The organism is Terriglobus roseus (genome assembly GCF_900105625.1).
Classification (GTDB): domain Bacteria; phylum Acidobacteriota; class Terriglobia; order Terriglobales; family Acidobacteriaceae; genus Terriglobus; species Terriglobus roseus_B.
The window spans coordinates 3,323,698-3,346,972 of record NZ_FNSD01000001.1 but is presented as its reverse complement, the minus strand read 5'-3'; the positions used below and the strand labels follow the sequence as shown (position 1 = coordinate 3,346,972).

Here is a 23,275-nt window from a genome sequence, read left to right as displayed (position 1 = left end):
AAAGGCGCGGACGCGATAAAATCGGGACTGATATGCCGACGAAACAGGAACTCCTCCAGACCCCCATCAAGCACATCGACATCACCGAGCACAATGTCGTGCCGCTGGTCGATGCCATGGCCTCCATGGCCTACTCTTCGCGTGACCTTGCTCGTGCCGCGACCATCTACGACATGATGCTGCGCGATACCGAGTGCGGCGTGATCCTTTGCCTGGCCGGATCGCTGATCTCTGCGGGCCTGCAGAAGGTCATTGTCGACCTGGTGCGCAACAACATGGTGGACGCGATTGTCTCCACTGGCGCGAACATCGTCGACCAGGATTTCTTTGAAGCCCTTGGCTACCGCCACTATGTTGCCGGCGAAGAGTACAAGTACGGCGCGGGTGATGCCGAGCTGCGCGAGCTGATGATCGATCGCATCTATGACACCTTCATCGATGAGGAAGAGCTGCGCGTCTGTGATGAGACGACGCACCAGATCATCAACGGCATGAAGCCCGGCGTCTATTCGTCGCGTGAGTACATCCGCGAGATGGGCAAGTACCTGGCGGACAACGGCCGTACGCCGAAGAATGGCAACGCCGACTCCATCGTGCTGGCCTGCTATGAGCTGGACGTGCCGATCTTCTGCCCGGCATTTTCGGATTGCTCCTTTGGCTTCGGCATCGTGGCGCATCAGCATGCGCGCCAGGGCAAGCCCATGTGCTCCATCGACTCGGGCAAGGACTTCTACGAGCTGACGCAGTTGAAGCTGGAAAACCCGACGACCGGCCTGCTGATGATTGGCGGCGGTGTTCCGAAGAACTTTGCGCAGGACATCGTGGTGGCTGCGGATATCCTGGGCGTTGAAGCCAGCATGCACAAGTACGCCATCCAGATCACGGTGGCCGACGCTCGCGACGGCGCCCTCTCCGGATCGACGCTGAAGGAAGCTTCGAGCTGGGGCAAGGTCGACCTGACGTGGGAGCAGATGGTGTTCAGCGAGGCGACGATTGCCCTGCCGCTGATTGCCGGCTATGCCTTCCACAAGAAGGCCCAGGCCGCCCGTACCGGCAAGCACTTCTCGCAGCTGCTGGAGCCCGTTACCGCATAAAGATTCACCAGATCCTTCTCTCATGGAGAAGAATGCCGGCAGGCCGCAGGGCCTGCCGGCGTTTCACCTTTTTGGCGTGAAACTTTAGTAACATCGGCCATCGGTCCAAATGGAAGAAGCCATCCCACGGAAGCGGTACGCTGCCGATGGATGGTAAGTCCTAAGATGAGACCTGTATGCACCGCATTTTGCTGATCGACGATGAAGATGATATCCGCGAGGTTGCCTCGCTAACCCTGGAAGCAACTGCAGGTTGGGAGGTCATCACCGCCAGCTCGGGTGCAAGCGGCATTCGCGCGGCAATCGCGGAGCAGCCAGAGGCGATCCTGATGGACGTGATGATGCCCGAGATGGACGGCCCCACGACCTTCCGCGAGATGCAGAAGAACCCGTTGATCGCCCACATCCCCGTGATCCTTCTGACGGCGAAGGTACAGGGTGTAGACCAGCGCCGCTTCGCCGACCTGGGCGTGGCCGCCGTTCTATTCAAGCCATTCGATCCGATGACGCTGGCACAGCAGATTGCGGAAGTGCTTCACTGGGATACCGTAGCGGTATAAATTACGGACACTGCAACCCGGCGGCTCAGTCCCCCATCTTTCGATGTGTGCCCGACGAACTCCAAGCCGCCATTGCCGCAATCTGGCAAAAGTCCATTCCGCAGTGCAGAGCGCGGCTGGCTCTGTTGCAACAGGCTGCGGATGATCTTGCAACCTCTCGAACGCTTGATCCGGAGCAGCGCGCAGAGGCGCTTGACATTGCGCACAAGCTGGCTGGCTCGCTCGGCATGTTTGGCTTCTCCGACGCCACGGACCATGCTCGCGCCATCGAGTTGACACTGGAAAATGACGGCCTGCCCCAGCCGGAACGGCTGCAGGAACAGGTAAGCGCCCTGGTTGCCTGTATGAGTCCACGCCTAGTCTCCTAAGACGACTGATTGCCTGAGACGTACCGACCGATACAAAAGCCTTCCGCGCAACCCGTCCGGACGTCTCCCCCTCCAACCGCTTATGTTGCATCTTCTTCTTATCTGGATTCTCAGCGCGCTTTCGCTGGTGATTGCGGCTTACCTGCTGCCCACCGTCGAGATCGAGAGCTTTGGGATCGCCATGATTGCGGCCGTGTTGATCGGCTTGCTCAACGCCACACTGGGTTTCCTGATTCGCATACTGGCCTTCCCTTTGACATGGCTCTTGCCCGGTCTGATGTACCTGATCTGCGACGCGATCATGATCTGGATTGTTTCCCGCGTACTGCGTGGCTTTGCCGTGAAGAACTTTACAGCGGCCTTTCTCTGCGCGCTGGTCGTCGCCGTCGTGAACATCCTGCTCGGCAGCCTGGTCTAGCGTGCCGGGTAGCATAAGAGCATGAATCCCGAAGCAGGCCAAGACAACACCGACGAAGCACCCATGCCGGTGGTAAAGCCTGCTGTGGCCGTAGCTGCCGCTCCCGTCACCGCAGCAGGCACACCCGCGCACGTACCCGAGCCGCCTGAAGTGCCGGGCGGTAAGAGCAACGGCTTCGCACCGCTTGCCATTCCACTCTTCCGCGACCGCTGGATCGCCTCCACCGTCTCTGGTGTGGGTACGTGGATGCAGGACACTGCTGCAACCTGGCTGATGACCGCACTGACCGGGTCGCCACTGCTGATCGCGCTGATGCAGACGGCAGCCAGCATGCCAGTCCTGTTGCTCGGCCTGTTCGCAGGCGCGACCGCCGATATCTTCGAGCGCCGCAGACTCTTGATCTTCTGGCAGACGTGGCAGATGGCAGCTGTCGCCCTGATGGCGGTGCTGGCGCTCTTCGGTGTCATCAGCCCGGTCATGCTGTTAGCGCTGACCTTCCTGATGAACGTCGGTTCGGCGATGAACAGCCCGGCATGGCAAGCGATTGTGCCGGAGCTGGTACCACGCGATCAGCTGCCGAATGCCGTATCCCTCGCCGCCGCCAGCAACAACCTGGCTCGCGCCGTAGGGCCTGCGCTGGGCGGCCTGATGGTTGCAGCCTTCGTGAAAGCGAGCACGGGCGCTGGATGGGTCTTTGCTCTGAACGCGGGGTCATTCGCTGCCGTCATCTGGGTGTTGTATGTCTGGAAGCGGAAGCCGCTCTTCAAGTCCGCACTGCCGGCCGAGCGCATCATGGGCTCCGTCGAAACGGGCCTGCGCTATCTGCGCTACGCGCCCGCGCTGCAGGCCGTTTACCTTCGGTCGTTTCTCTTCACCTTCTCGGTCGCAGCAGTCTGGTCGCTGCTGTCGGTTGTCGCACGACGCGAGTTCGAGCATGGACGCATCTCCGGTGCGCTGGGCTACGGCATCCTGAACGGATCCATGGGATTGGGCGCTGTCGTGGCGGCAGTCATGCTGGCCCGGGTTCGCGCGCGCTTCAGCGCGGATCGTATCCTCGCAGTCGCCAGCCTGCAGTACATCGCGACCATGCTGGTACTGGCGTATGTGCACTTTGTGTGGCTCGACATCCTGTTCCTGATCGCCGGTGGATTCGCCTGGACCAGCACCATGTCCACATTGAATGTCAGTGTGCAGCTCTCTTCACCCGGCTGGGTGCAGGCGCGTGCGCTGGGCATGTATCAGATGGTCTTCCAGGGAGGCCTGGCGCTGGGCTCTATCGCATGGGGAGCAGTTGCGGAACACACCAGCGTGACTGTCGCACTGGCCAGCAGCGCCTGCATGATGGCCGTCTGCCTGCCGCTGACGTTACGCCTCCACGTGTTGCGCGGCACGCTGCCCGACCTATCGCCCTACCAATGGAAGCGCCCCGTACCGCACCTGGAAATCGAACCGGCGCCGCAGGATGGGCCGGTACGTATCCTGGTGGATTACGTTGTGCCGGTGGAGCATTACAACGAATTTGTCATGAAGGTGCACAAGCTGCGCGATGTCCGTCTGCGCGCCGGCGCGATTCGATGGGGTGTGTTCCGAGACGGCAATGATGCCGAGCGATTGGAAGAGACCTTCGTGATGGAAAGCTGGCTGGACTATCTTCGCAGTCGCGAACGCATGACAACGGCCGACTTCGAACTGCTGCAGGCAGTGCGCGATCTGCACAAAGCGGACGAGCTACCGCGCGTGACGCACCAGGTATACGCGAAGGAGATCGCACCCGAAGCGGCTGAGTAGCCCGGCGAGGTCAATGCCCGGAACTACTCCCAGCCTTCGAGGACGATCTTGCCAATGGAGCGGCCGCTCTCGATCCACGCGTGCGCCATCTTCAGGTTTTGCGCGTTGATGGCTCCGTAGTTCTGGGTGAGTGTCGTCTTCAGGGAACCGAGGTCCATGAGCTTGGCCACCTCAGTCAGCGAGTCATGCTGACGCAGGATGTCGGGCGTCTCGTAATAGGACCGCGTGAACATGAACTCCCAACAAATGGAGCCGCTCTTGCGCTTCAGCGGACGTGCATCCACCGGCTTCTGCGGATCGTCGATGATTGCGATCTTGCCCTGTGGCGCCAGCAACTCTGCAATGCCCGGGTAGTGCGTGTCGGTGGCTGACAGAAGCGCGATGTATTCGACTTCGCCCAGACCGAGTTCCTGCATCTGCGTACGGATATCGCGGTGATGATCGATGACGTAATGCGCGCCCATGCTGCGGCACCAGTCGGTCGTCTCCGGCCGGGATGCGGTGGCGACGACGGTCAGCGGAGTCAGGTGCGAAGCGATCTGCATGAGCATGGAACCGACGCCACCCGCCGCGCCGATGATGAGGATCGATCCCTTACGCGTGGCGTTGTAGCTGATGCGACGCTGCTCGACACCAAAGCGGTCGAAGAGGATCTCCCATGCCGTTAGAGAGGTTAACGGCAGCGCTGCCGCCTCGGCGAAGCTGAACTTCTTTGGCTTGTGCGCGACGATGCGCTCATCCACCGTGTGGAACTGGGCGTTCGCACCCTGACGAGCGATGCAGCCTGCATAGAAGACCTCGTCGCCCTTTTTGAAGAGGGACGTGAGCTTACCCACACCGACGACAACGCCAGCGCAGTCCCAGCCGAGCACCTTGTACTCCTGGCCCTCGTCCGGCTTCGCGCTCTTGCGCTGCTTGGTGTCGACTGGATTGACCGAGATCGCTTTGACCTCAACCAGCAGGTCGCGGTCGCGCGCAACCGGCTCGGCCAGTTCGATGTCGAGGAGAGCGTCGGGATCGTCGATGGGCAGGGGTGCCTTGTAGCCAACAGCCTTCATGCACTGAGTCTAAACGGAGCCGCGATCGCTGCTGTGTCGGATCCCATTCATCTTCCACTGCCATACGGCGTCACGAACATCCTTCGCGTGCCGCACCGCCACGCCACACCGGAGCTGCTGCTCTAGACTGGTGCGCATGCGACCTTCCGTCACCTACACCGCCGCAGACGCATCCTTCTCTATCAATCCTGCAACCGGCGAGGAGATCGCGCGACACGCCTACCTGAGAGGCGATGCCATCGACCACTTGCTGCAGGCATCCCAGTCAGGCTTCGTCGTCTGGTCTGCAATGCCGATTGCACAGCGTCTTGGCGTTTTGCAGAGCATGGCAACCGTCCTCAGGTCACGCCTGGAACCGATGGCGCAGACCGTCACGCAGGAGATGGGCAAGCCTATCGTGCAGGCTCGCGCAGAGGTGGAAAAGTGCGCTTCGCTGTGCGACTGGTACGCACAAAACGGCGAGGCGATGTTGGCCGATGAACCCACCAGCATCGGCACGAATGCCTACGTGTCGTATCTGCCGCTCGGTTCCGTGCTGGGCGTGATGCCGTGGAACTTCCCTTACTGGCAGGTGATGCGGTCCGCCGTTGGCGTGCTGTTGAGCGGAAATGCCTACGTGCTGAAACACGCGCCGAACGTGATGTTATGCGCGCATCTATTGGCAGATGCATGGCGCGTGGCCGGGCTGCCCGACGGGGCTTTTACTTTGCTGCACGCGGACAACGAGGGTATCTCACGCGCGATCGCCGACCGACGCATTGCAGGCGTTATGGTGACGGGCAGCGTGCGAGCGGGATCGGCCATTGCGGCGCAAGCGGGTGGTGCTCTCAAGAAGTCAGTGTTAGAGATGGGCGGATCCGATCCTCTCATCGTTCTTGCGGATGCCGATATCGAACGTGCTGCAGACGCCGCAATCACCGGTCGCTTTCAGAACACCGGGCAGGTTTGCATCGCGGCAAAACGCATCCTTTTGCACGCCAGCATCGCCGACGAATTCCTGGATCGATTCGTCACAAAGACCAAGGCGCTGGTGATGGGTGATCCGACACGAGATGAGACCTACCTTGGCCCCATGGCACGCTTCGATCTGCGCGACGCGATGGCAGAGCAGGTACGGCAATCACAGGCAGAGGGAGCGAAAACGCTGCTGGCCGGCGGCATCGTGGAAGGTCGAGGTAACTTTTACGCTCCCACCATCCTTGCGGATGTAACGCGCTCGATGACGTGCTTCCGCGAGGAGGTCTTCGGCCCCGTAGCTTCGTTGATCAGCGTGCGCGATGCCTCGGAGGCACTGGCGCTGGCGAATGATAGCGAGTTCGGTCTGTGCGCCTCTTTGTGGACGGAAGATCGCACTGCTGCAAAGCAGTTCGCGCGGCAGTTGCAGGCAGGCGGCCTCTTCCTCAACTCAATCCCCGTGTCCGACCCACGCGTGCCGATTGGCGGCGTGAAGCACAGCGGCTACGGTCGCGAGCTGTCGCACTTCGGTGTGCGCGAATTCACAAACGCACAGACCGTCTGGTTCGATCGCACGTAAGGCGATAATTCGTTGAAGACGCAGACAGGCCGGGCTTTCGCCCGGCCTGTCTGCGTTTCTGACTTGGACTTACTTCTTGCCGAGTGCGAGTTCGAGCAGCATCTTCTCTTCGAGCTCGTGCGCCTTTGCCGATCCCGTCGCAGGACTGGCTGCTGCGGACCGCGACACACGCAACACACGGCGGTTGCCTGCCGTGCGCTTCAGCAAGGGATACGCGTAGCTGAGCGGGCCCATGTTCGCCGGCTCCTCCTGCACGAAGACGACTTCTTCCGCAGACGGATACATTGCGAGAGCCTTTGAAAGCGCTTCCTCCGGCCATGGGTAGAGCTGCTCGACGAAGACGATTGCGTTGGAGTAATCGCCGCGCTTCGCACGCTCCACGCGCAGGTTGTGACCGATCTTTCCGCTGCAGACGAGGATGCGTTTCGGGTCTTTCGCTTCCATGTCGGGTAGTACGGTCTGGAAGTGCTCGGCACCGAAGTCTGCGATGGGTGAGACTGCATCCGGATGACGCAGCATGCTCTTCGGTGTGAAAACGACGAGCGGTTTGCGGTATTCGCTGAGTGCCTGACGGCGCAGCAGGTGGAAGTATTGCGCAGCGTTCGAGGGCTGCGTGACGTACATATTATCTGTCGCGCAGAGCTGCAGGAAGCGCTCCATACGCGCGGAGGAGTGTTCTGGCCCCTGGCCTTCGTAGCCGTGCGGCAGCAGCATTACAACGCCGGAGTACAAGTGCCACTTCGCTTCGCCGGCTGCGATGAACTGGTCGATGATGATCTGCGCGCCGTTGGCGAAGTCGCCGAACTGCGCCTCCCACAGCGTCAACGTCTCCGGGAAGTCGCGCGAGTAGCCGTACTCGAACCCGAGTACGCCCGCTTCGCTCAGCATGGAGTTGTAGGCTTCGAACTGACCCTGGTTGGGGCTGATGTTTTGTAGCGGTGACCAGCGCTTTTCCGTCTCAACGTCTGTGAAGAAACTATGGCGCTGGTTGAAGGTGCCGCGCTGCGAATCCTGTCCGGAGAGACGTACGGGGGTACCCTTTTCCAGCAACGCGGCGTACGCAACGAGCTCGGCCGTACCGAAGTCGAATGGCTTCGTGCCTGCGCCCATCTCTTCGCGCTGCTTCAGGAGAGCCTTGACCTTGGGATGGACGTTGAAGCCCTCGGGCGTCTTTACAATCAGCGACGTAAGGCGCTTGATCTCATCCACCGGCAGGCCAGTGACTGCCGGATCAATCGCGGGCAGATAGCCGCCCTTGTACTTATCCCAGTAGTCCGGCAGTTCCGCCAGTGTGGGCGGATGCAGGGCTTCTTTGCCAAGCGCCTGGTCCGCGAGGAACTTGTCGCTGGTGGCCTTGATCTCCGGTGCTGCATCCACGCCGATGCGCTTGGCGTAGCTCTTGTAGAGCAGTTCCGTTTCCTTGATCTTCGCGTAGCGGCGCGGCTGCGTCACCGTTGGGTCATCCACTTCAGAGTGGCCGTGACGGCGATAACCGATGAGGTCAACAACGACATCGGACGCGAAGGTTGCGCGATACTCCGCAGCGATTGCGGCCACGCGAACGACTGCGTCCGGATCCTCTGCGTTCACATGGAAGATAGGAATCGGCAGGCGCTTCGCCATGTCCGTCGCAAAGCGTGAGGAATTCGATTCCAGCGGCTCTGCAGTGAAGCCGAGCAGGTTGTTTACGACAATCTGGATGGTGCCGCCAACGGTGTAGCCATTGATGGTCGCAAGCACCAGCGTCTCAGCCCAGATGCCCTGACCGGCGAACGCTGCGTCGCCGTGGATGATGATCGGCAACACCTTCTTCGGACCATCGGCACCCAGACGGACCTGCCGCGCACGGGCGCGGCCCATGATGACCGGATCCACTGCTTCAAGATGCGATGGGTTTGAAGCGAGGTGAAGCTTGACCGTCTTGCCGTCAGGAGCGGTGTACGTACCCGTCGCACCCTGGTGGTACTTCACGTCGCCGCCGCCGAGGTGGCTGCGCGGATCGACATCTTCAAACTTGGTAAAGATATCTGCTGCGGAACGGCCGACGGTGTTGACCATCACATTCAGACGGCCACGATGATTCATAGCAAAGTGGCAGACTTCAACGCCAAGTGCGGAACTGACTTCAAACGTACGATCGAGGTAAGGAATCAGTGCCGTCAGGCCCTCAAGCGAGAAGCGCTTGGTGCCCAGGTATCGCTGCTGAATAGTCTGCTCAAAGATGTCTGCCTTGATCAGGCCGGTCAGCGTGTGAGCCTGCTGCTTCGGTGTCTCGACCGGCAACTGCTCCATCTTCTGCTGGAGCCACTCGCGCTTTTCAGGCGAGGCAATGTGAGAGAACTCGAGCGCGATATTTCCGCAGTAGTAACGGCGCGCTTCCTCGGCAATCGCGTCCGATCCTTCGGGCAATTCGATGGGGAATGGTTCTGCAGGAAGGTACTGCTTCAGCGGATCGAGTGTCGCCTGCAGGTATCCCCAGCGCCGAAAGATTTCAAAGACTTCGGTTCGTAACTGCGGGTTGCTCACGGTTTCTTCCATCGCTGGCGCTGCTGTCTGCGCCGCTGCTGTTGCCTTGCCGTTTGACTTCGCCCTGTTCGCCATGCTTCCTCGTGTCAATAAGGATAGACCTTCGCGTTATCGCATGGGGAGCGTTCCGTGTTCGATTTACGGTATCGACGTTCGTTATTCGGCCATCCCGGGGCGGTACAGATGAGGCGCTTCCCGCATAGCAAGACAACATCTTGCCCACCCCCCGCGTCTCAACTTGAGCGAACAGAAAGCGAATACGGGAGACTGCCATGCAGGAACGCACAATCGAATTCGAAGAACCGGTGATTCAGGACGAGAGCCAGCAGGCACTGCGCGCCGCAACCGAACGTGCGGAGCGGGCAGAGGCCGAGCTTGCAAAATTACGTGCTTCACAGCACACGGCACAGCACTCCGTTGCGGAGATGGACCTGAAGCAGCCACCATCGCCCAGCACCGCTCGCAACAGCGACGCGCTTGCTGAGGCTCCGCTGGAGCGCGGCTCCGCGGATGAGGGTGGCGAGCACGAATTGCGCAAGGATCCCATGATGGCGACGCTGCTGGACGCGCTTGTCGAAGGCAACGATGTGGGTCACTACGGTCGTCTGGTCTTCGCCATGGTGGCTCGACACTTTCTGCCGCATGACGAAGTGCTCGCGTGGTTAACGAAGGATCCGGACTTCACCGAGGCGCAGGCTCGGGCCATGCTGCAACAGGTGGAGGGTCGTGACTACACACCGCCCAAGCGCGAACGACTCATTCAGTGGCAGGCCGAGCAGGAGTTCCAGTTCATCGATGCGGCTGATCCTGACAGCGGCAATCTGTATCGAAACCTCAAGTTCCCGAACGAGATCTACGAACATATTGAGCACTACCAGGAAGCAAAGGCCGAAGTCGCCTGACTTCGGGTCGACCTACCGCCGTTATGCATCTGCTGAAGCCACAGTTTTAGAGCTTCGAAGGCGGGCCGCACGTAGAGGGCCATCGATCGATTGGCACTGGTTGAGATGGAACTGGCATGGGGCGCGGAGATCTGCCGCGACCCATGCCAGTTGGTGTTTACGCGGAGGGCTTGGTGCCGTGCTCCGCACCCTGATGCTCTGCGTGAAAGCCGTAGGTCTCATACCGTGTCGTCAGCTTCCCGTTGCGCACGGTGCAGACGGTGAAGCCCTCTGGGATTCCCAGTCGCTGCCCTTCCCACCAGTTGCCACAGACCGCCCCGCTGGTCAGGTACTGCACACCCTTCCACTCCACGCGCTCGTTCACGTGGGTGTGGCCCTGCAGCACGCCGATAACATTCCTACCCTCCAGGAGAGGGAAGATCTGGTGCGCGTTAGATACCTGCAGGCTGTTGCGGGGAGCCAACGGTGAGGACATCTCGAGGTATTGCACGAAGGATGTGACCAAAGGCATGTGCGTGGTGATGATGATCGGCGTGGAAGCCGATTGCTTTGCCAGGTCGGCTTTCAACCAGGCCATCTGCGCATCGTCGATGAAGCCGTAATAGTTGCGGTCCGGGGTGATGCCGATGGAGTCCAGCACAAGGATGTGCACGCCCTTGTGGTCGAAGCTTTGATAGAGCGGGCCAATGTGATCCTGAAAATATCCCTTGCCATAGCCCGCGTCTTTTGGGCTCATGCCGCTCTTTGGGTTAAGACCCACGACATCATGGTTGCCGATGGCGTGATAGGTCTTCAGGCTCAACTGCTGCTCCGTCTCTGCGTACAGGCGATACAGCTCGGTGGAGCGAGAGGCGGGGACGGCGAGGGCGTCGAAGATGTGGTCGCCACCCTGAATCGCGAAGTCTGCGTGGAGTGTCCGCGCTTTCTTGAAGGCCATAGCGCAGCCTTCCACGCCATGCAGCTCTGGCTGCAGATGCGTGTCGGTAATGTGCAGAAAGGTGAAGTCCTGCGAAGAACGCTGCGCGAGCAAGGATGCAGGAGGCACGGCCGTGGCCGCACCTGCGGCAGCAGCGAGTGAAAGAAAGTGGCGTCGTGAAAGCGTACCCATACCGCCGTAATGTACAGCAGTGCCCGGGCCGTTGCAGAGTTGGGGCGAGGACGTCCGTGGCGGGAGACGTCGCTCGACAGTGAACGTCATGCCTCGTTAGGCTTTCCGGCACATTACTTGCACGCGCTCAGGAAGTTACCAGCGAGAAGCGCCTGCTCACCATGAACGGTCTGACGTGTGCCGAGAGCGCGCGCAGCAAGACCGAACCGGCACCGACCATTCACGAGGCCCCATGACGAAATCCCCCGGACTCCTGCGACTACTCGTTTGCATGTTGCTCGTTCCACTGTTTGCGCTGAGCCTGTACGCGCAGGGAGGCAGCGCCGTCCTGAACGGCACGATTGCCGATCCAAGCGGCGCCGGCGTTCCAAACGCGCACGTCGTCGCCACCAACCTCGATACCAACCTGTCGCTGAATGCTGTCACCAGCGGCTCCGGCACCTACAGTTTCCCCAGTGTGCCTCCCGGTCGCTACACCGTAAGCGCGCAGGTTGAGGGCTTCCAGAAATTCCAGCAGACCGGCATTCTGCTGACCGTAAGCCAGCAGGCCACACTGAACATCACGCTGCAGATCGGCAGCTCGAATGAGACGGTGAACGTAACAGCAGGCGCCGCACTCCTCAACACGACCAATGCCGAAGTGAGCAACACCGTGGGCGAGCAGGCGATTCGCGAACTCCCGCTGAACGGACGCGATCCCTCCAGCCTGGTTCTCCTATCGCCCGGCACCATCAACGTGATTAACACTGGCGCTGGCACCCTGCAGGGCGAAACCACCTTCCCGAACGAGAGCGGCGCCAGCGCCGGCGGCGGTCGCCAGGGCAGCACGCTGTACCTGCTGGATGGTGTGCCCAACATGGACACGTACATGGCACTGGCTGCACCGTCACCGAATGCAGACGCGACAGGCGAGTTCCGTGTCATCTCCAATAACTTCGACGCACATTATGGCTTCTCCCCCGGTGCGGTGGTCTCCATTCAGACGAAGAGCGGTAGCAATGCATTCCACGGCGGCGCTTTCGAGTTCCTTCGCAACAGCGCACTGAACTCCGCAGACTACTTTTCGCATGCGGTCGATCCCCTGAAGCGTAATCAGTTTGGCGGATTCCTCGGTGGCCCCGTGAAGAAGGATCGCCTCTTCTTCTTCGGCAACTATCAGGGCACGCGTCAGTCCACCACCTCCACCGCGAACAGCACAAGCACCCCGACTGCAGCGATGCTCAGTGGTGATTTCTCTGCATATCCCAAGGCTCTCGGCGGTCCATTCGTGAATAACCGGGTGAATCCAGCACTCTTCAACGCGGCTGCGGTCCGCATTGCGCGCACTGCCCTGCCGTTGGGCCAGGACCCTGCCAGCGGCCTTGTGTATTACACGATTCCGAAGTCAGTCGAGAAGTATGACGAAGGCACCGGCCGCATTGACTTCACGCCCAATGACAAGAACCGCCTGACACTGCGCAGCTTCATCCTGTACTACAACCGCGGAGAGGCCGCGCTGCCTGGTAACATCCTGGCAATCACGCCGGGCAAGCAGGGCAAGTACTTCAATGAAGTACTGAACCACACCTGGACGATCAGCTCCTCCCTTGTGAATGCGCTGTCGATTTTCTGGAACCAGCAGCATGTCTACAACGCCGGCACGCAGCTTGACAGCAATGGAAATGCCTTCTGCCTGTCGAAGTACATCAATGTCGTCGATCCCACCGGAGCCTGCTACTCCGAGGGACTGAATGCGAATGCTGGTTTCAGCACGCCCTACTCGGAATACACCGGTGAGATGCGCCGTTCGTGGGGCTTCTCGGATTCTGTGACCAAGATCCTGGGAAATCACACGGTCTCCTTCGGTGCGGACCTATGGCACCAGCGCGCACGTGAGGAGACGTTCTACCCTGCTGCTCCCATTGTCAGCTTCAACGGCTCCTACACTGGCTTTGGACTGGCCGACTTCCTGTTGGGCGACGTAAGCACCTACACGCAGGGTGCGGGCGAGATTGCAGACGTCAGCGGCAACCTGCTGGGCGTCTATGCGCAGGATCAGTTCAAGCTCCGGCCCAATGTCACGGTGACAGCCGGTCTGCGTTGGGATCCGAATCTTGCTCCGGCTTCCAAGGACGGTCGGGGTGCGGTTTGGAACCCCGGTCAGAAGAGCACGACATTTCCCAATGCACCCATTGGCCTGGTATTTCCCGGCGATAGTGGCGTCCCGAACAGTCTTGCGACGAACAGCTACGGCTACTTTGAACCGCGCGTGGCCATCGCGTACCAGGCGTCTTCCAGGACGGCGTTCCGCGCAGGTTTCGGCATGTTCACGGCGCCGCTGCCCTACTCGGCTTACAACCATGTGGCAGACGTGACCCCGTTCAGCCCCACGTACACGCTCAATGGTAGCGCCAGCAGTCCGATCAACTTCTCAAATCCCTGGGCAGGTTTTGCCTCAACAGGCGGAGTCAGTCCGTTTCCGCCGTTTGCATATTCCGGCATCGCACCCGCAGCAAACTCCACCTTTCCCGCGCAGACTACTGTTCCCGCAGCCTTCCGGCCGGGCTTTAAACTCGGCATGACGCAGAGCTGGAATGTCTCCCTGGAACAGCAACTCAGCAACGACATCGTCTTCCACCTGGCCTATGTAGGCAGCCAGAGCTACCACCAGACATTGATCATCGATGCCAACCCTGGACAGATTGCCACTGCGGTTCGGGGCACACGCGCCCTGACGAACTTCGGCCAGATCCTGACGATCAACAGCAACGGCACTGCCAGCTACAACTCCCTGCAGGCGCAGTTCGAGAAGCGCTTCTCCCATGGCTTCCAGGTGCAGTCCAGCTTTACCTGGTCGAAGAACATCGACATCTCCGCCAGCGGCAATGCTTCCTTCACCGGCAACGGCATTGCGAACCCGTACGATCTGCGATTTAACCGTGGCAACTCTGACCTGAACTTCCCGCTGGTATCCGTCACGAACGCCGTGTACACCACCCCCGCACTTCGGCATCGCAATGCCCTTGTCCGCGGTACGTTAGGCGAGTGGGAGATCAGTGCCATCTACACCCTGCAGTCAGGCCGTCCCTTCAGCATTGCCGGCGGCAATGGCAATAACAACTCCGGCGCGCTTATCTACGGCGATCGCGCCGACCGCTTCAACAGCGTCGTCCTGCAAACACATCAGGGCAGCAAGCAGCAGTGGCTGAACAACTACTTCACGACAGCCGCATTCAATCCCAACGCCGTGGGAACCTTCGGTAACTCCGGTCGCAATATCCTGCAGGGCCCTGGCATTAACTACAGCGACGCAGCAGTGATGAAGAATTGGACAGCCGCTGACCGCTTCCATGTGCAATTCCGTTGGGAGCTGTTCAACGTCTTCAATCACACCAACTATGCCGTTCCCGATAACAATCCTTCGAGCGGCAACTATGGCCGCATCACCGCAACTGGCCCGATCCGACCCCGCGTGATGCAGGGTGGTCTCAAGGTCACCTTCTAACAGGCAACCAGCAAGACAAATGCGCTCACACCCCAAAAGGGTAGGAGAGCATTTGCATCCAAGCTATAACGAGCAGCAAAAGGGGTGCCCATCATGGGCACCCCTTTTGTACTGATGATTCCCGTTATCGATCCTTTGAAGCCTGGATCTTCTCTTCGGCCACGCGGATTTCAGCGCGGGCGTAGTCGTACTTCTCTGCGTCGTCGCCGGCTTCGTTCCAGTCCTTGTTGGCCGCTTCCAGCTCATGCTGCGCCTGCGACGGATCAATCTCGGTGGGCTTCAGCGCTGTCTCAGCGAGGACGGTCACGCGCTCCGGCAGGACTTCAACAAAGCCCCATGCGACGAAGAACTTCGCATCGCCAGACTTGCCGCCGTGCAGCTTGACCTCACCTGCGCCCAGTTCGGCCAGCAGAGGTGCGGCGCCGTACAGCGCCTCCATGTAACCGGAGATCGCCGGCAGTTCAATCGCGTCAGCCGTGGTATCCACCAGGACGCGGTCCGGCGTGACGATGCGGACTGCGAGCTGGCCGTGTGTGCTTGTTTCGTCTGCCATGGTGTCTCGTTGTTCTCGTTACCTCGTTGCTCGCGTTCCTCCCATTGCCGACTCCCTTGTTCAGGAGCAACGCACAACGAGAGGAACGTGAAGAACGGCTTTACGCGTTTGCCTTCATCTTCGCGGCAGCTTCCAGAACTTCCTCGATGCCACCCTTCATGTAGAAGGCCTGCTCCGGGATATCGTCGTGCTTGCCTTCGATGATCTCCTTGAAGGAGCGCACCGTGTCCGCAACCTTGACGTACTTGCCGGGGTTGCCGGTGAAGACTTCCGCGACGTGGAAGGGCTGCGACAGGAAGCGCTGCACCTTACGGGCGCGGCTGACGGTGAGCTTGTCCTCTTCCGAAAGCTCGTCGATACCGAGGATGGCGATGATGTCCTGCAGATCCTTGTAGCGCTGCAGAATTCCCTTCACCTGCTGGGCGACGTTGTAGTGCTCCTCACCCACAATGCGGGGCGAAAGGATGCGCGACGTGGATGCCAGCGGATCGACAGCGGGGTAGATACCGATTTCCGTCAGTGCGCGGTTCAGAACGGTGGTTGCGTCCAGGTGGGCAAACGTCGTTGCCGGGGCGGGATCGGTAAGATCGTCGGCCGGGACGTAGATGGCCTGTACCGAGGTGACAGAGCCCTTCTTCGTGGACGTAATGCGCTCCTGCAGCTGACCCATTTCCGAAGCAAGGTTGGGCTGGTATCCCACGGCGGAAGGCATACGGCCAAGCAGCGTGGAGACCTCAGAACCCGCCTGCGTGAAGCGGAAGATGTTGTCGATGAACAGCAGCGTATCGGCGCCCTCTTCATCACGGAAGTGCTCCGCGATGGTGAGGCCGGTCAGCGCCACGCGCAGACGCGCTCCTGGCGGCTCGGTCATCTGGCCGTAGATCAGCGCGGCCTTGGACTTGCGCCAGTCATTCGGGTCAATAACGCCCGACTCCTGGAACTCGACCCAGAGATCGTTTCCTTCACGGGTGCGCTCACCGACGCCGGCGAACACCGAGTAACCACCGTGCTGCATGGCGACGTTGTTGATCAATTCCTGGATCAGAACCGTCTTGCCCACGCCGGCGCCGCCGAACAAACCGATCTTGCCGCCCTTAAGGAAGGGCTGGATGAGGTCGACGACCTTGATGCCGGTCTCGAACATCTCTTCGCTGGTCGACTGCTCGTCAAACGCGGGAGCCTGCCGGTGGATGGGCATGCGCTTGTCGGTCTGAACGGGTCCCAGGTTGTCGACAGGCTCGCCGATAACGTTGAGCACACGGCCCAGCGTCTCGCGACCCACGGGAACCATGATCGGTGCGCCGGTATCGACGACCTTCATGCCGCGGACCATGCCCTCCGTCGCTTCCATCGCGACGGTGCGGACGCGGCCTTCGCCAAGGTGCTGCTGCACCTCAACGATGACGGACAAGGGGTTCGGAATGTCGAAGCCTTCCGACGTGATGCGCAGCGCCGAATAGATCGGCGGCATGTGCTTCTCGTCGAACTGAATGTCAACGGCCGGGCCGCTGATCTGAATTACTTTACCGATGTTCTCTGCCATAAGTTCTCTCTTGCCAGCGCGCGATTAAAGCGCCGCGGCTCCTGAAACGATCTCGATAATTTCCGTGGTGATGGCTGCCTGGCGCACGCGGTTCATGGTCAGCGTCAGCTTGTCGATCATGTCGCTGGCGTTGCTGCTTGCAGCGTCCATGGCGGTCATACGGCTGGCGTGCTCCGATGCAACCGACTCCAGCAGCGCGTGATAGATCTGCGTGGTGACATAGCGCGGCAGCAGGTGGCGGAAGAGGCGGCTCGGATCCTGGTCGTACAGGTAGTCCACATCAGCCGTACCGAACTTCTTTGCTTCCTGCTCCATCTCGGACTCTTCCGGAGTATTGATGGAAACACCGGCGGTCGCTGCGGCATGGGCCGCCGCTTCCTTCTGCTCTTCCGTCATCTCTTCCGAAACCGTGATCTCCGGCGATCCAAGCTTGCGGATCGGCAGCAGCTTTTCGACCACGACACGCTGCGCGATGACGCTCTTGAACTCGTTGTAGACGATATAGACCGAATCGATCTCGCCGCGTTCGTAGCGATCGATGATCGAGTGTGCAGCCTTATCGACATCGACGAAGCTGAGCTTGCCGAGCAGAGCGGACAGGTCATGCGTCAACTCGATGGGCTGCTTGCGCTCGCGGATATCTTCCACGTGGTGCGACAGGCCGTTGTCGTACTCCTCATCCACATGCTTCCAGGTAGCGTCGGGGTAACGACGCTTGAACATGTCACGCGACTTTCGGCCAACCGTTTCGACGTCGATATTCTGTTCGCCCGGCATAGGGCTGTCTTCGGTCGGCGTCTTCGGTGCGCGGCGGTAGTCGATGAACTTCTGCGCAGCCTTGCCAATATTGGAGTTGAACGCGCCCGCGAAGCCCTTGTCGCCAGCGATGACAAGAACGAGTACGTTCTTCTCTTCACGCTCGACGAGCAGCGGATGCATCACATCGGCGCCGTCCTCGCCGTAAAGGTCGGCGCGGCGAACGAGGGACTGCAGAACATTGGCCAGCATCTGGGCGTACGGCCGAGCCTGCATCGCGCGCTCCTGCGCACGACGCAGCTTCGCCGCCGACACCATCTTCATGGCCTTCGTGATCTGCCGCGTATTTTTAACGGAGCGAATGCGCCGCTTGAGATCCAGTACGTTTGCCATGGAACCCTACGCCGTTGCCAAAGCCGGCTGCTTCTCGTTCAGACCAGCCTTGAAGCTGGACTTGTAATCGTTGATGGCATCCGTCAGGCGCTTGGTGATGTCATCGTCGAGCGCCTTCTTGCTCATGATGTCATCCAGAATCTGCTTGCCGGTCGTGCCCATGTACTGGTGGAAGCCAGTCTCGAACGCCTGTACCTGCTTCACATCGATGTCGTCGAGCAGGCCCTTGGTACCGGCGAAGACGATGGACACCTGCTGTGCTGCGGTCAGCGGCTGGAACTGTGGCTGCTTCAGGATCTCAACCAGACGCGAACCGCGGTTGAGTTGCTTCTGCGTGGCGGGATCCAGGTCCGAACCGAACTGTGCGAAGGCTGCGAGTTCGCGGTACTGTGCGAGATCCAGCTTCAGTGTTGCACCCACCTGCTTGGTCGCCTTCATGGCGGCTGCGAAGCCTACACGCGAAACCGACAGGCCGACGTTTACGGCAGGGCGGATGCCCGAGTTGAAGAGATCGGTTTCCACGAAGATCTGGCCGTCCGTGATGGAGATCACGTTGGTCGGAATGTATGCGGAAACGTCGCCAGCCTGCGTCTCGATGATGGGCAGAGCCGTGAGCGAACCGCCACCAAGCTTATCGGAGACCTTCGAGGAGCGCTCGAGCAGACGCGAGTGGAGATAGAACACATCGCCGGGGTACGCCTCACGACCCGGGGGACGGCGGAGCAGCAGCGAGATTTCACGGTATGCCGCAGCGTGCTTCGACAGATCGTCATAGATGATCAGTGCGTGCTTGCCGTTGTCACGGAAGTACTCGCCCATCGCGGTTGCTGCGTAGGGAGCGATGTACGACATCGGAGCCGGCTCCGATGCTGTCGCGGCAACGACAATGGTGTACGCCATGGCGCCGTACTGCTCCAGCGTCTGCACGATCTGTGCAACGGACGAGCGCTTCTGACCGACTGCGCAGTAGATGCAGATCAGGTCGTTCTTCGCTGAGTTGATGATGGTGTCGAGCGCGATGGCGGTCTTACCGGTCTGACGATCGCCGATCAGCAGTTCACGCTGTCCACGGCCGATCGGGATCATGGTGTCGATGGCCTTGATGCCAGTCGCCATGGGCTCCGTGACCGACTTACGGTCGATGACGCCGGGAGCGAGACGCTCAACGGGCGAGGAGAACTCGGTAACGATGGGTCCCTTGTCGTCGATGGGCTGACCGAGGGCGTTGACCACGCGACCGATCATCGCGGGACCGACGGGCACGGACATGATCTTGCCGGTGCGCTTGACGGTGTCGCCTTCGCTGATCTGGGTGTAGTCGCCCAGCAGAACGGCGCCGACCTGATCTTCATCCAGGTTCATGGCGAGGCCGCTGATCCCCTGGGGGAACTCGATCAGTTCGCCGGCCATGACCTTGTCCAGGCCGTGGATACGTGCGATACCGTCGCCGAGCGAGATGATGGTGCCAACCTCGTCGACTGCAATCTTGGTCTCGTAATTCTCGATCTGCTGACGAAGCAGTTCTGTGATCTCGTCTGCCTTGAGCTGTGCCATGTGTCCCTTTTCCGTCTGTATGCGCCGCAACCGCAGCGCCTTGCCAAATTTTCGTTACTGCAAACTTATCCGGGCTGCGCGTTATACGCCGGCCAGGTGCGCTTTCAAGCCCTGCAATTGTCCTCGCACCGATCCGTCGTAGACGCTCGAACCAAGGCGAATCACTGCGCCACCCAGGAGCGCCGCATCCTCAGCCCAGGTGACGCGCACTTTGCCGCCAGCCAGTTCGGATGCCTTGCTCTCAAGCAGGTTGCGCTCATCGCTCTGCAGCGGCTTGGCGCTGGTGATCTCGACTTCAGCGATGCTATTTGCCTCATCGGCGAGCGCGCTGTACTCCGCGGCAATCTCCCGCAGAAAGTGCATGCGGCCGTGGTCCATCAGGACCGCGATGAAGTTGCGAACTGTCTTATCCAGGCCAACGCGTGCCGCAACGGCATCCAGCACCTTCAGCTTGTCTGCCTGCGGCAATGCCGGATTCAGAAGAAACTCGCGAAGATTGTGGCTCGCATCGAAGGTCGCAGCAAAATCCTCGAGCTGCGAGCGTACCGCGTCAAGGTTCATGCCTTGCGCAGCGGTGACCTGCTGGAAGGCGCGTGCGTAGCGAAGCTCAAAGGCGGCCATTAGTTACGGCTCCCTTCCGTGAGCTTGCCCGCGAAGTTCGCGATCAGGACGCGGTCATCTTCAGGCGTAATGTTCAACTGTGCGGCTGCACGATCCACTGCGATCCCCGCGGCATACGCACGCAGATCACGCTGTGCGGCTGCGGAAGCCGCGGCGATTTCCTGCTCGGCCGCCTGGAGGATACGCTGCTTCTCTTCTTCGATGGTGGCGTGGATGTGAGCTTCTTCTTCCGCAGCGGCCTTATCATTCTCAGAGCGCAGAGCGGCGATTTCGCCATCCAGCTTGCCAAGGCGAGCCTCGACAGCGGACAGACGCGCACGCGCTTCTTCGGTCGCAACGCGAGCTTCCACGATGTTCTTCTGGATGCCCTCGGTGCGCGCGCGGAAGGCCTTGGGCAGCATCTTCGCCAGACCGTAACCCACGGCAGCAAACAGTACGAGTGCGTTAAACCACTCGAAGACAGCCGAAGCGGTCCCGGGATTCATGCCAAGCATGCCGCCGAGCTTGATCACCGAAGGCGACTTACGGAAGGCCTCTTCGCCTCCCTCAGCTTCCTTCTTCGAATCCTTGTCGTTAGCCTCTGGCTCGGACGTTTGCCCGGAAGCAGTCGACGTCGACGCGGCCTGACGGTCCGATGCAGGCTGAGCCTGGGCGCGAACCTTCGGCGTGGTGGTTGCCAGCGCAAAAGCCAGCAGTACAGCGGACACAAACTTCATCTTGAGGGCAATCTTCATGCGCTTAGACCGCTCCCATTCCTGAGCGATGCGGCAGGATTGCTGCCAACACACTCTGCGAAAGCGATGCTGCACCAGCTTCCAGCTGCGCCTTCGCTTCTGCGCCGGAGCGCTCGACCGATTCGCGTGCCACCGTGATGCGGTGCTGAGCAGCTTCGCGAGCATCGGCAATTGCCTTGTCGCGTGCCGCGGTTGCAGCCTTTGCGCGGGCAGTACGAGACTCGAAGATCTGCGAGCGGGCTGCGCGCAGCTTTGACTCATACTCTGCCGTCTTCGCTTCTGCGGACGCGATGGCAGCCTTAGCTTCATCCATAGCGCCGCCGGTGCGACCATGACGGTCTGCCAGCGTCTTTTCCAGCGGCTTGCGAACCAGGATCTGGTAAGCGGCCAGGAGGATCAGGAAGGCGATAACGGTCGGCACGGAGCCGAGCACAAGGTCGCCAATTGTTTTCAGAATCTCTTGCATGATGGACCGTGGGCCTCGTCCGAGGAACTCCAGGCCTTTTACGACGCCCGGGGAAGGGGCGTACAGGCGGAGCGAAAGGGACACAGGCAACCCTCTTGTTATACCAATCCCGGCTGGTGCGGTCAACGAAACGCGCTGTTTCGCAGGGCTTTACACGGATTGAATTTCTATGTATTTGCCGCGTTTTCCGCAGGATTCCGGGCAGATGTCACACTGGTTCTGTGATTGACGATGCCGCCCGACCCCAGGAACCTGTAACGCACGCGCCCAAGCGCATCGTCATCGCCAGCTTCGGCTCGCTTGGCGATCTGCACCCATTTCTTGCGCTGGCGGTGGAGTTGCGTGCTCGCGGCCATGCAGTCGTGATCGCTACCGCGCCGCACTACGCGGATCGAATTGCTGCGCTGGGCTTTGAATTCGCACCGTTCGGTCTGGATGTCTCGCCAGTCGATCCGGTGATCATTCAGCGGTTATTCCATACGGCTCGCGGGCCGGATTATCTCTTTCGCACGTTGTTCCTGCCGCACCTGCCGGAGATGTATACCGCGCTCGAACGCATCTGCGAGGGCGCCGATCTGCTGGTTGCCGGCGAGGTAGTCTTTGCAGCGCCAATGGTTGCGGAGAAGACGGGGCTGAAGTGGGTGTCCGTATTGCTGTCACCCATCTCGTTCCTGTCGTCCTTCGATCCCTCGGTGCTGCCGCCACTCACGCGACTTGGAACACTGCACTTCCTGCCACGCTTCGCGCAGAGCGCTTTGATGGGAATGGCGAAGATGACCTTCCGTCGATGGTCCGGACCTGTGCACGCGCAGCGGAAAGCGCTGGGTCTGCCCTTCAAGGCGAACGCTCTCTTTGAAGGCAAGCTGCATGCCGATCGCGTGCTTGCAACGTTCTCCGCAAGGTTCGCGAAGGCACAGCCAGACTGGCCCGCAGGCACGGTGCAGACGGGCTTCGCTTACTTCGAACAGACCACCGCGCACCATGCTGCAAGTGCTCCCGATCATGAGAACGGGAAGCATCTTCCTGTTGTGGATGAGCCGCTGGCACATGATGCGGCAGCGGCAGACACGCTTGCGAGCGAACGCACGGCAGAGCGTCTGCGCGAGTTCCTTAACGCCGGCCCGATGCCGTTGGTGTTCACACTTGGCTCTGCGGCCGTGCATGCCGCGGGTGACTTCTTCCATGTCAGCGCGGGTGCCGTGCATCGTTTGAACCTGCGTGCCGTGATGATTACCGGCAGCGCCGACCTGCGTGCGTTGGAGAGTGCCCGCATCCTGACAGTGCCGTATGCGGACTATCGCACGCTGTTTCCCTTTGCGTCGGCAGTGGTTCACCAGGGCGGCATTGGCACAACGGCCGAGGCGCTGCGCGCCGGTGTCCCTTCGCTGATCGTCCCCTTCAACTTCGACCAGCCGGACAATGCTGCCCGCGCGCAGCGGCTGGGTGTGGCGGTTGCATTGCCTCGCCGGAAGTACACCCGGCGGCACGCGTACTACGCCATCCATCGGCTCCTGCGCGATGAGGGACTGCGGGGCAGGGCAAACGCCTTCGGCGAAGCGATTCGAGCGGAAGAAGGCACAAAAATCGCGGTAAATGCCATAGAAGAGCTGCTTTAGTCGATACGCGTCACGGTTTGAATCGATTCAGTTTGGGCCCGGGACTTCCGGTCGGCGTCATACCGCGCCGGAGCGCGCTTTTCCACTTGCCATGCGGCAGAACCGGCGTAGCCTTAAGTCACACCTAGACCCGTTCCAGGGTCCATCAGGCCGCGAGACCCGGGAAGTACTTCCACTCCCCTCTCCCGCGGCCTGATCC

20 protein-coding genes are annotated in these 23,275 nt (G+C 60.5%); 9 read left to right on the top strand and 11 right to left on the bottom strand.

What is annotated here, in order from left to right:
• Positions 1–32 precede the first annotated feature (32 nt).
• The 5 genes from BLW03_RS13805 to BLW03_RS13785 all read left to right on the top strand — a co-directional run bounded on the left by BLW03_RS13805 (position 33) and on the right by BLW03_RS13785 (position 4,228).
• Positions 33–1,094, top strand: coding sequence for a 1,9-bis(guanidino)-5-aza-nonane synthase (locus BLW03_RS13805; RefSeq protein WP_074654598.1), 1,062 nt, complete (start codon positions 33–35; stop codon positions 1,092–1,094).
• 176 nt (positions 1,095–1,270) lie between these two features.
• Positions 1,271–1,654, top strand: a complete 384-nt coding sequence (locus BLW03_RS13800) for a response regulator (protein WP_074654597.1) — start codon at positions 1,271–1,273, stop codon at positions 1,652–1,654.
• A gap of 47 nt (positions 1,655–1,701) precedes the next feature.
• Positions 1,702–2,022: an Hpt domain-containing protein gene (locus tag BLW03_RS13795; RefSeq protein ID WP_074654596.1), complete on the top strand. Its 321-nt coding sequence runs from the start codon at positions 1,702–1,704 to the stop codon at positions 2,020–2,022.
• Positions 2,023–2,104: 82 nt separating this feature from the next.
• Positions 2,105–2,440, top strand: coding sequence for a phage holin family protein (locus BLW03_RS13790; RefSeq protein ID WP_244502095.1), 336 nt, complete (start codon positions 2,105–2,107; stop codon positions 2,438–2,440).
• A 21-nt stretch (positions 2,441–2,461) separates the two neighbouring features.
• Positions 2,462–4,228, top strand: coding sequence for an MFS transporter (locus BLW03_RS13785; protein ID WP_083350539.1), 1,767 nt, complete (start codon positions 2,462–2,464; stop codon positions 4,226–4,228).
• Between the two features lie 23 nt (positions 4,229–4,251).
• Here the strand turns inward: BLW03_RS13785 and BLW03_RS13780 are convergent, their stop codons facing one another.
• Positions 4,252–5,286: a zinc-binding alcohol dehydrogenase family protein gene (locus BLW03_RS13780; protein WP_074654595.1), complete on the bottom strand. Its 1,035-nt coding sequence runs from the start codon at positions 5,284–5,286 to the stop codon at positions 4,252–4,254.
• Positions 5,287–5,295: 9 nt separating this feature from the next.
• Positions 5,296–5,424: a hypothetical protein gene (locus BLW03_RS21150; protein ID WP_280138033.1), complete on the bottom strand. Its 129-nt coding sequence runs from the start codon at positions 5,422–5,424 to the stop codon at positions 5,296–5,298.
• On the opposite strand from BLW03_RS21150, the gene BLW03_RS13775 reads away from it, so the two are divergent.
• On the top strand, positions 5,423–6,820 hold the full coding sequence (locus BLW03_RS13775) for an NAD-dependent succinate-semialdehyde dehydrogenase (protein WP_074654594.1): 1,398 nt from the start codon (positions 5,423–5,425) through the stop codon (positions 6,818–6,820). The genes BLW03_RS21150 and BLW03_RS13775 overlap by 2 nt on opposite strands.
• 69 nt (positions 6,821–6,889) lie before the next feature.
• Here BLW03_RS13775 and BLW03_RS13770 read toward each other — a convergent pair whose 3' ends face one another.
• A complete protein-coding gene (locus BLW03_RS13770) occupies positions 6,890–9,421 on the bottom strand; it encodes a 2-oxoglutarate dehydrogenase E1 component (RefSeq protein WP_074654593.1) in 2,532 nt (843 codons plus the stop codon).
• Positions 9,422–9,618: 197 nt separating this feature from the next.
• Between BLW03_RS13770 and BLW03_RS20205 the strand changes: the two genes are divergently transcribed.
• On the top strand, positions 9,619–10,248 hold the full coding sequence (locus BLW03_RS20205; RefSeq protein ID WP_083350538.1) for a hypothetical protein: 630 nt from the start codon (positions 9,619–9,621) through the stop codon (positions 10,246–10,248).
• 157 nt (positions 10,249–10,405) lie between these two features.
• Here BLW03_RS20205 and BLW03_RS13760 read toward each other — a convergent pair whose 3' ends face one another.
• On the bottom strand, positions 10,406–11,446 hold the full coding sequence (locus tag BLW03_RS13760; protein WP_244502094.1) for a metallophosphoesterase family protein: 1,041 nt from the start codon (positions 11,444–11,446) through the stop codon (positions 10,406–10,408).
• A gap of 181 nt (positions 11,447–11,627) precedes the next feature.
• Here BLW03_RS13760 and BLW03_RS13755 point away from each other — a divergent pair, with 181 nt between their 5' ends.
• Positions 11,628–14,840, top strand: coding sequence for a TonB-dependent receptor (locus BLW03_RS13755; RefSeq protein WP_244502093.1), 3,213 nt, complete (start codon positions 11,628–11,630; stop codon positions 14,838–14,840).
• A gap of 124 nt (positions 14,841–14,964) precedes the next feature.
• Here the strand turns inward: BLW03_RS13755 and atpC are convergent, their stop codons facing one another.
• From atpC to BLW03_RS13720, 7 genes are all read right to left on the bottom strand, one after another.
• Entirely contained in the window at positions 14,965–15,393 is a 429-nt protein-coding gene (gene atpC, locus BLW03_RS13750) for an ATP synthase F1 subunit epsilon (protein WP_074654590.1), read from the bottom strand.
• 100 nt (positions 15,394–15,493) lie between these two features.
• The gene (gene atpD, locus BLW03_RS13745; protein WP_074654589.1) at positions 15,494–16,936 is read right to left on the bottom strand and encodes a F0F1 ATP synthase subunit beta; all 1,443 of its coding nucleotides are present in this window, start codon (positions 16,934–16,936) and stop codon (positions 15,494–15,496) included.
• Positions 16,937–16,960: 24 nt separating this feature from the next.
• Positions 16,961–18,085: a F0F1 ATP synthase subunit gamma gene (locus tag BLW03_RS13740; protein ID WP_074654588.1), complete on the bottom strand. Its 1,125-nt coding sequence runs from the start codon at positions 18,083–18,085 to the stop codon at positions 16,961–16,963.
• Between the two features lie 6 nt (positions 18,086–18,091).
• Positions 18,092–19,639 carry a F0F1 ATP synthase subunit alpha gene (gene atpA, locus BLW03_RS13735; protein WP_074654587.1) on the bottom strand — a complete coding sequence of 516 codons (1,548 nt, stop codon included), beginning with the start codon at positions 19,637–19,639 and terminating at the stop codon, positions 18,092–18,094.
• 81 nt (positions 19,640–19,720) lie between these two features.
• Positions 19,721–20,260 carry an ATP synthase F1 subunit delta gene (gene atpH / locus BLW03_RS13730; protein WP_074654586.1) on the bottom strand — a complete coding sequence of 180 codons (540 nt, stop codon included), beginning with the start codon at positions 20,258–20,260 and terminating at the stop codon, positions 19,721–19,723.
• Entirely contained in the window at positions 20,260–20,994 is a 735-nt protein-coding gene (locus tag BLW03_RS13725) for a F0F1 ATP synthase subunit B family protein (RefSeq protein ID WP_074654585.1), read from the bottom strand. Before BLW03_RS13725 ends, atpH begins: the two co-directional genes overlap by 1 nt.
• Positions 20,995–20,998: 4 nt before the next feature.
• Positions 20,999–21,544 carry a F0F1 ATP synthase subunit B family protein gene (locus tag BLW03_RS13720; RefSeq protein ID WP_244502092.1) on the bottom strand — a complete coding sequence of 182 codons (546 nt, stop codon included), beginning with the start codon at positions 21,542–21,544 and terminating at the stop codon, positions 20,999–21,001.
• A 137-nt stretch (positions 21,545–21,681) separates the two neighbouring features.
• Between BLW03_RS13720 and BLW03_RS13715 the strand changes: the two genes are divergently transcribed.
• Positions 21,682–23,076, top strand: a complete 1,395-nt coding sequence (locus BLW03_RS13715) for a glycosyltransferase (RefSeq protein ID WP_074654583.1) — start codon at positions 21,682–21,684, stop codon at positions 23,074–23,076.
• Positions 23,077–23,275: the final 199 nt, after the last annotated feature.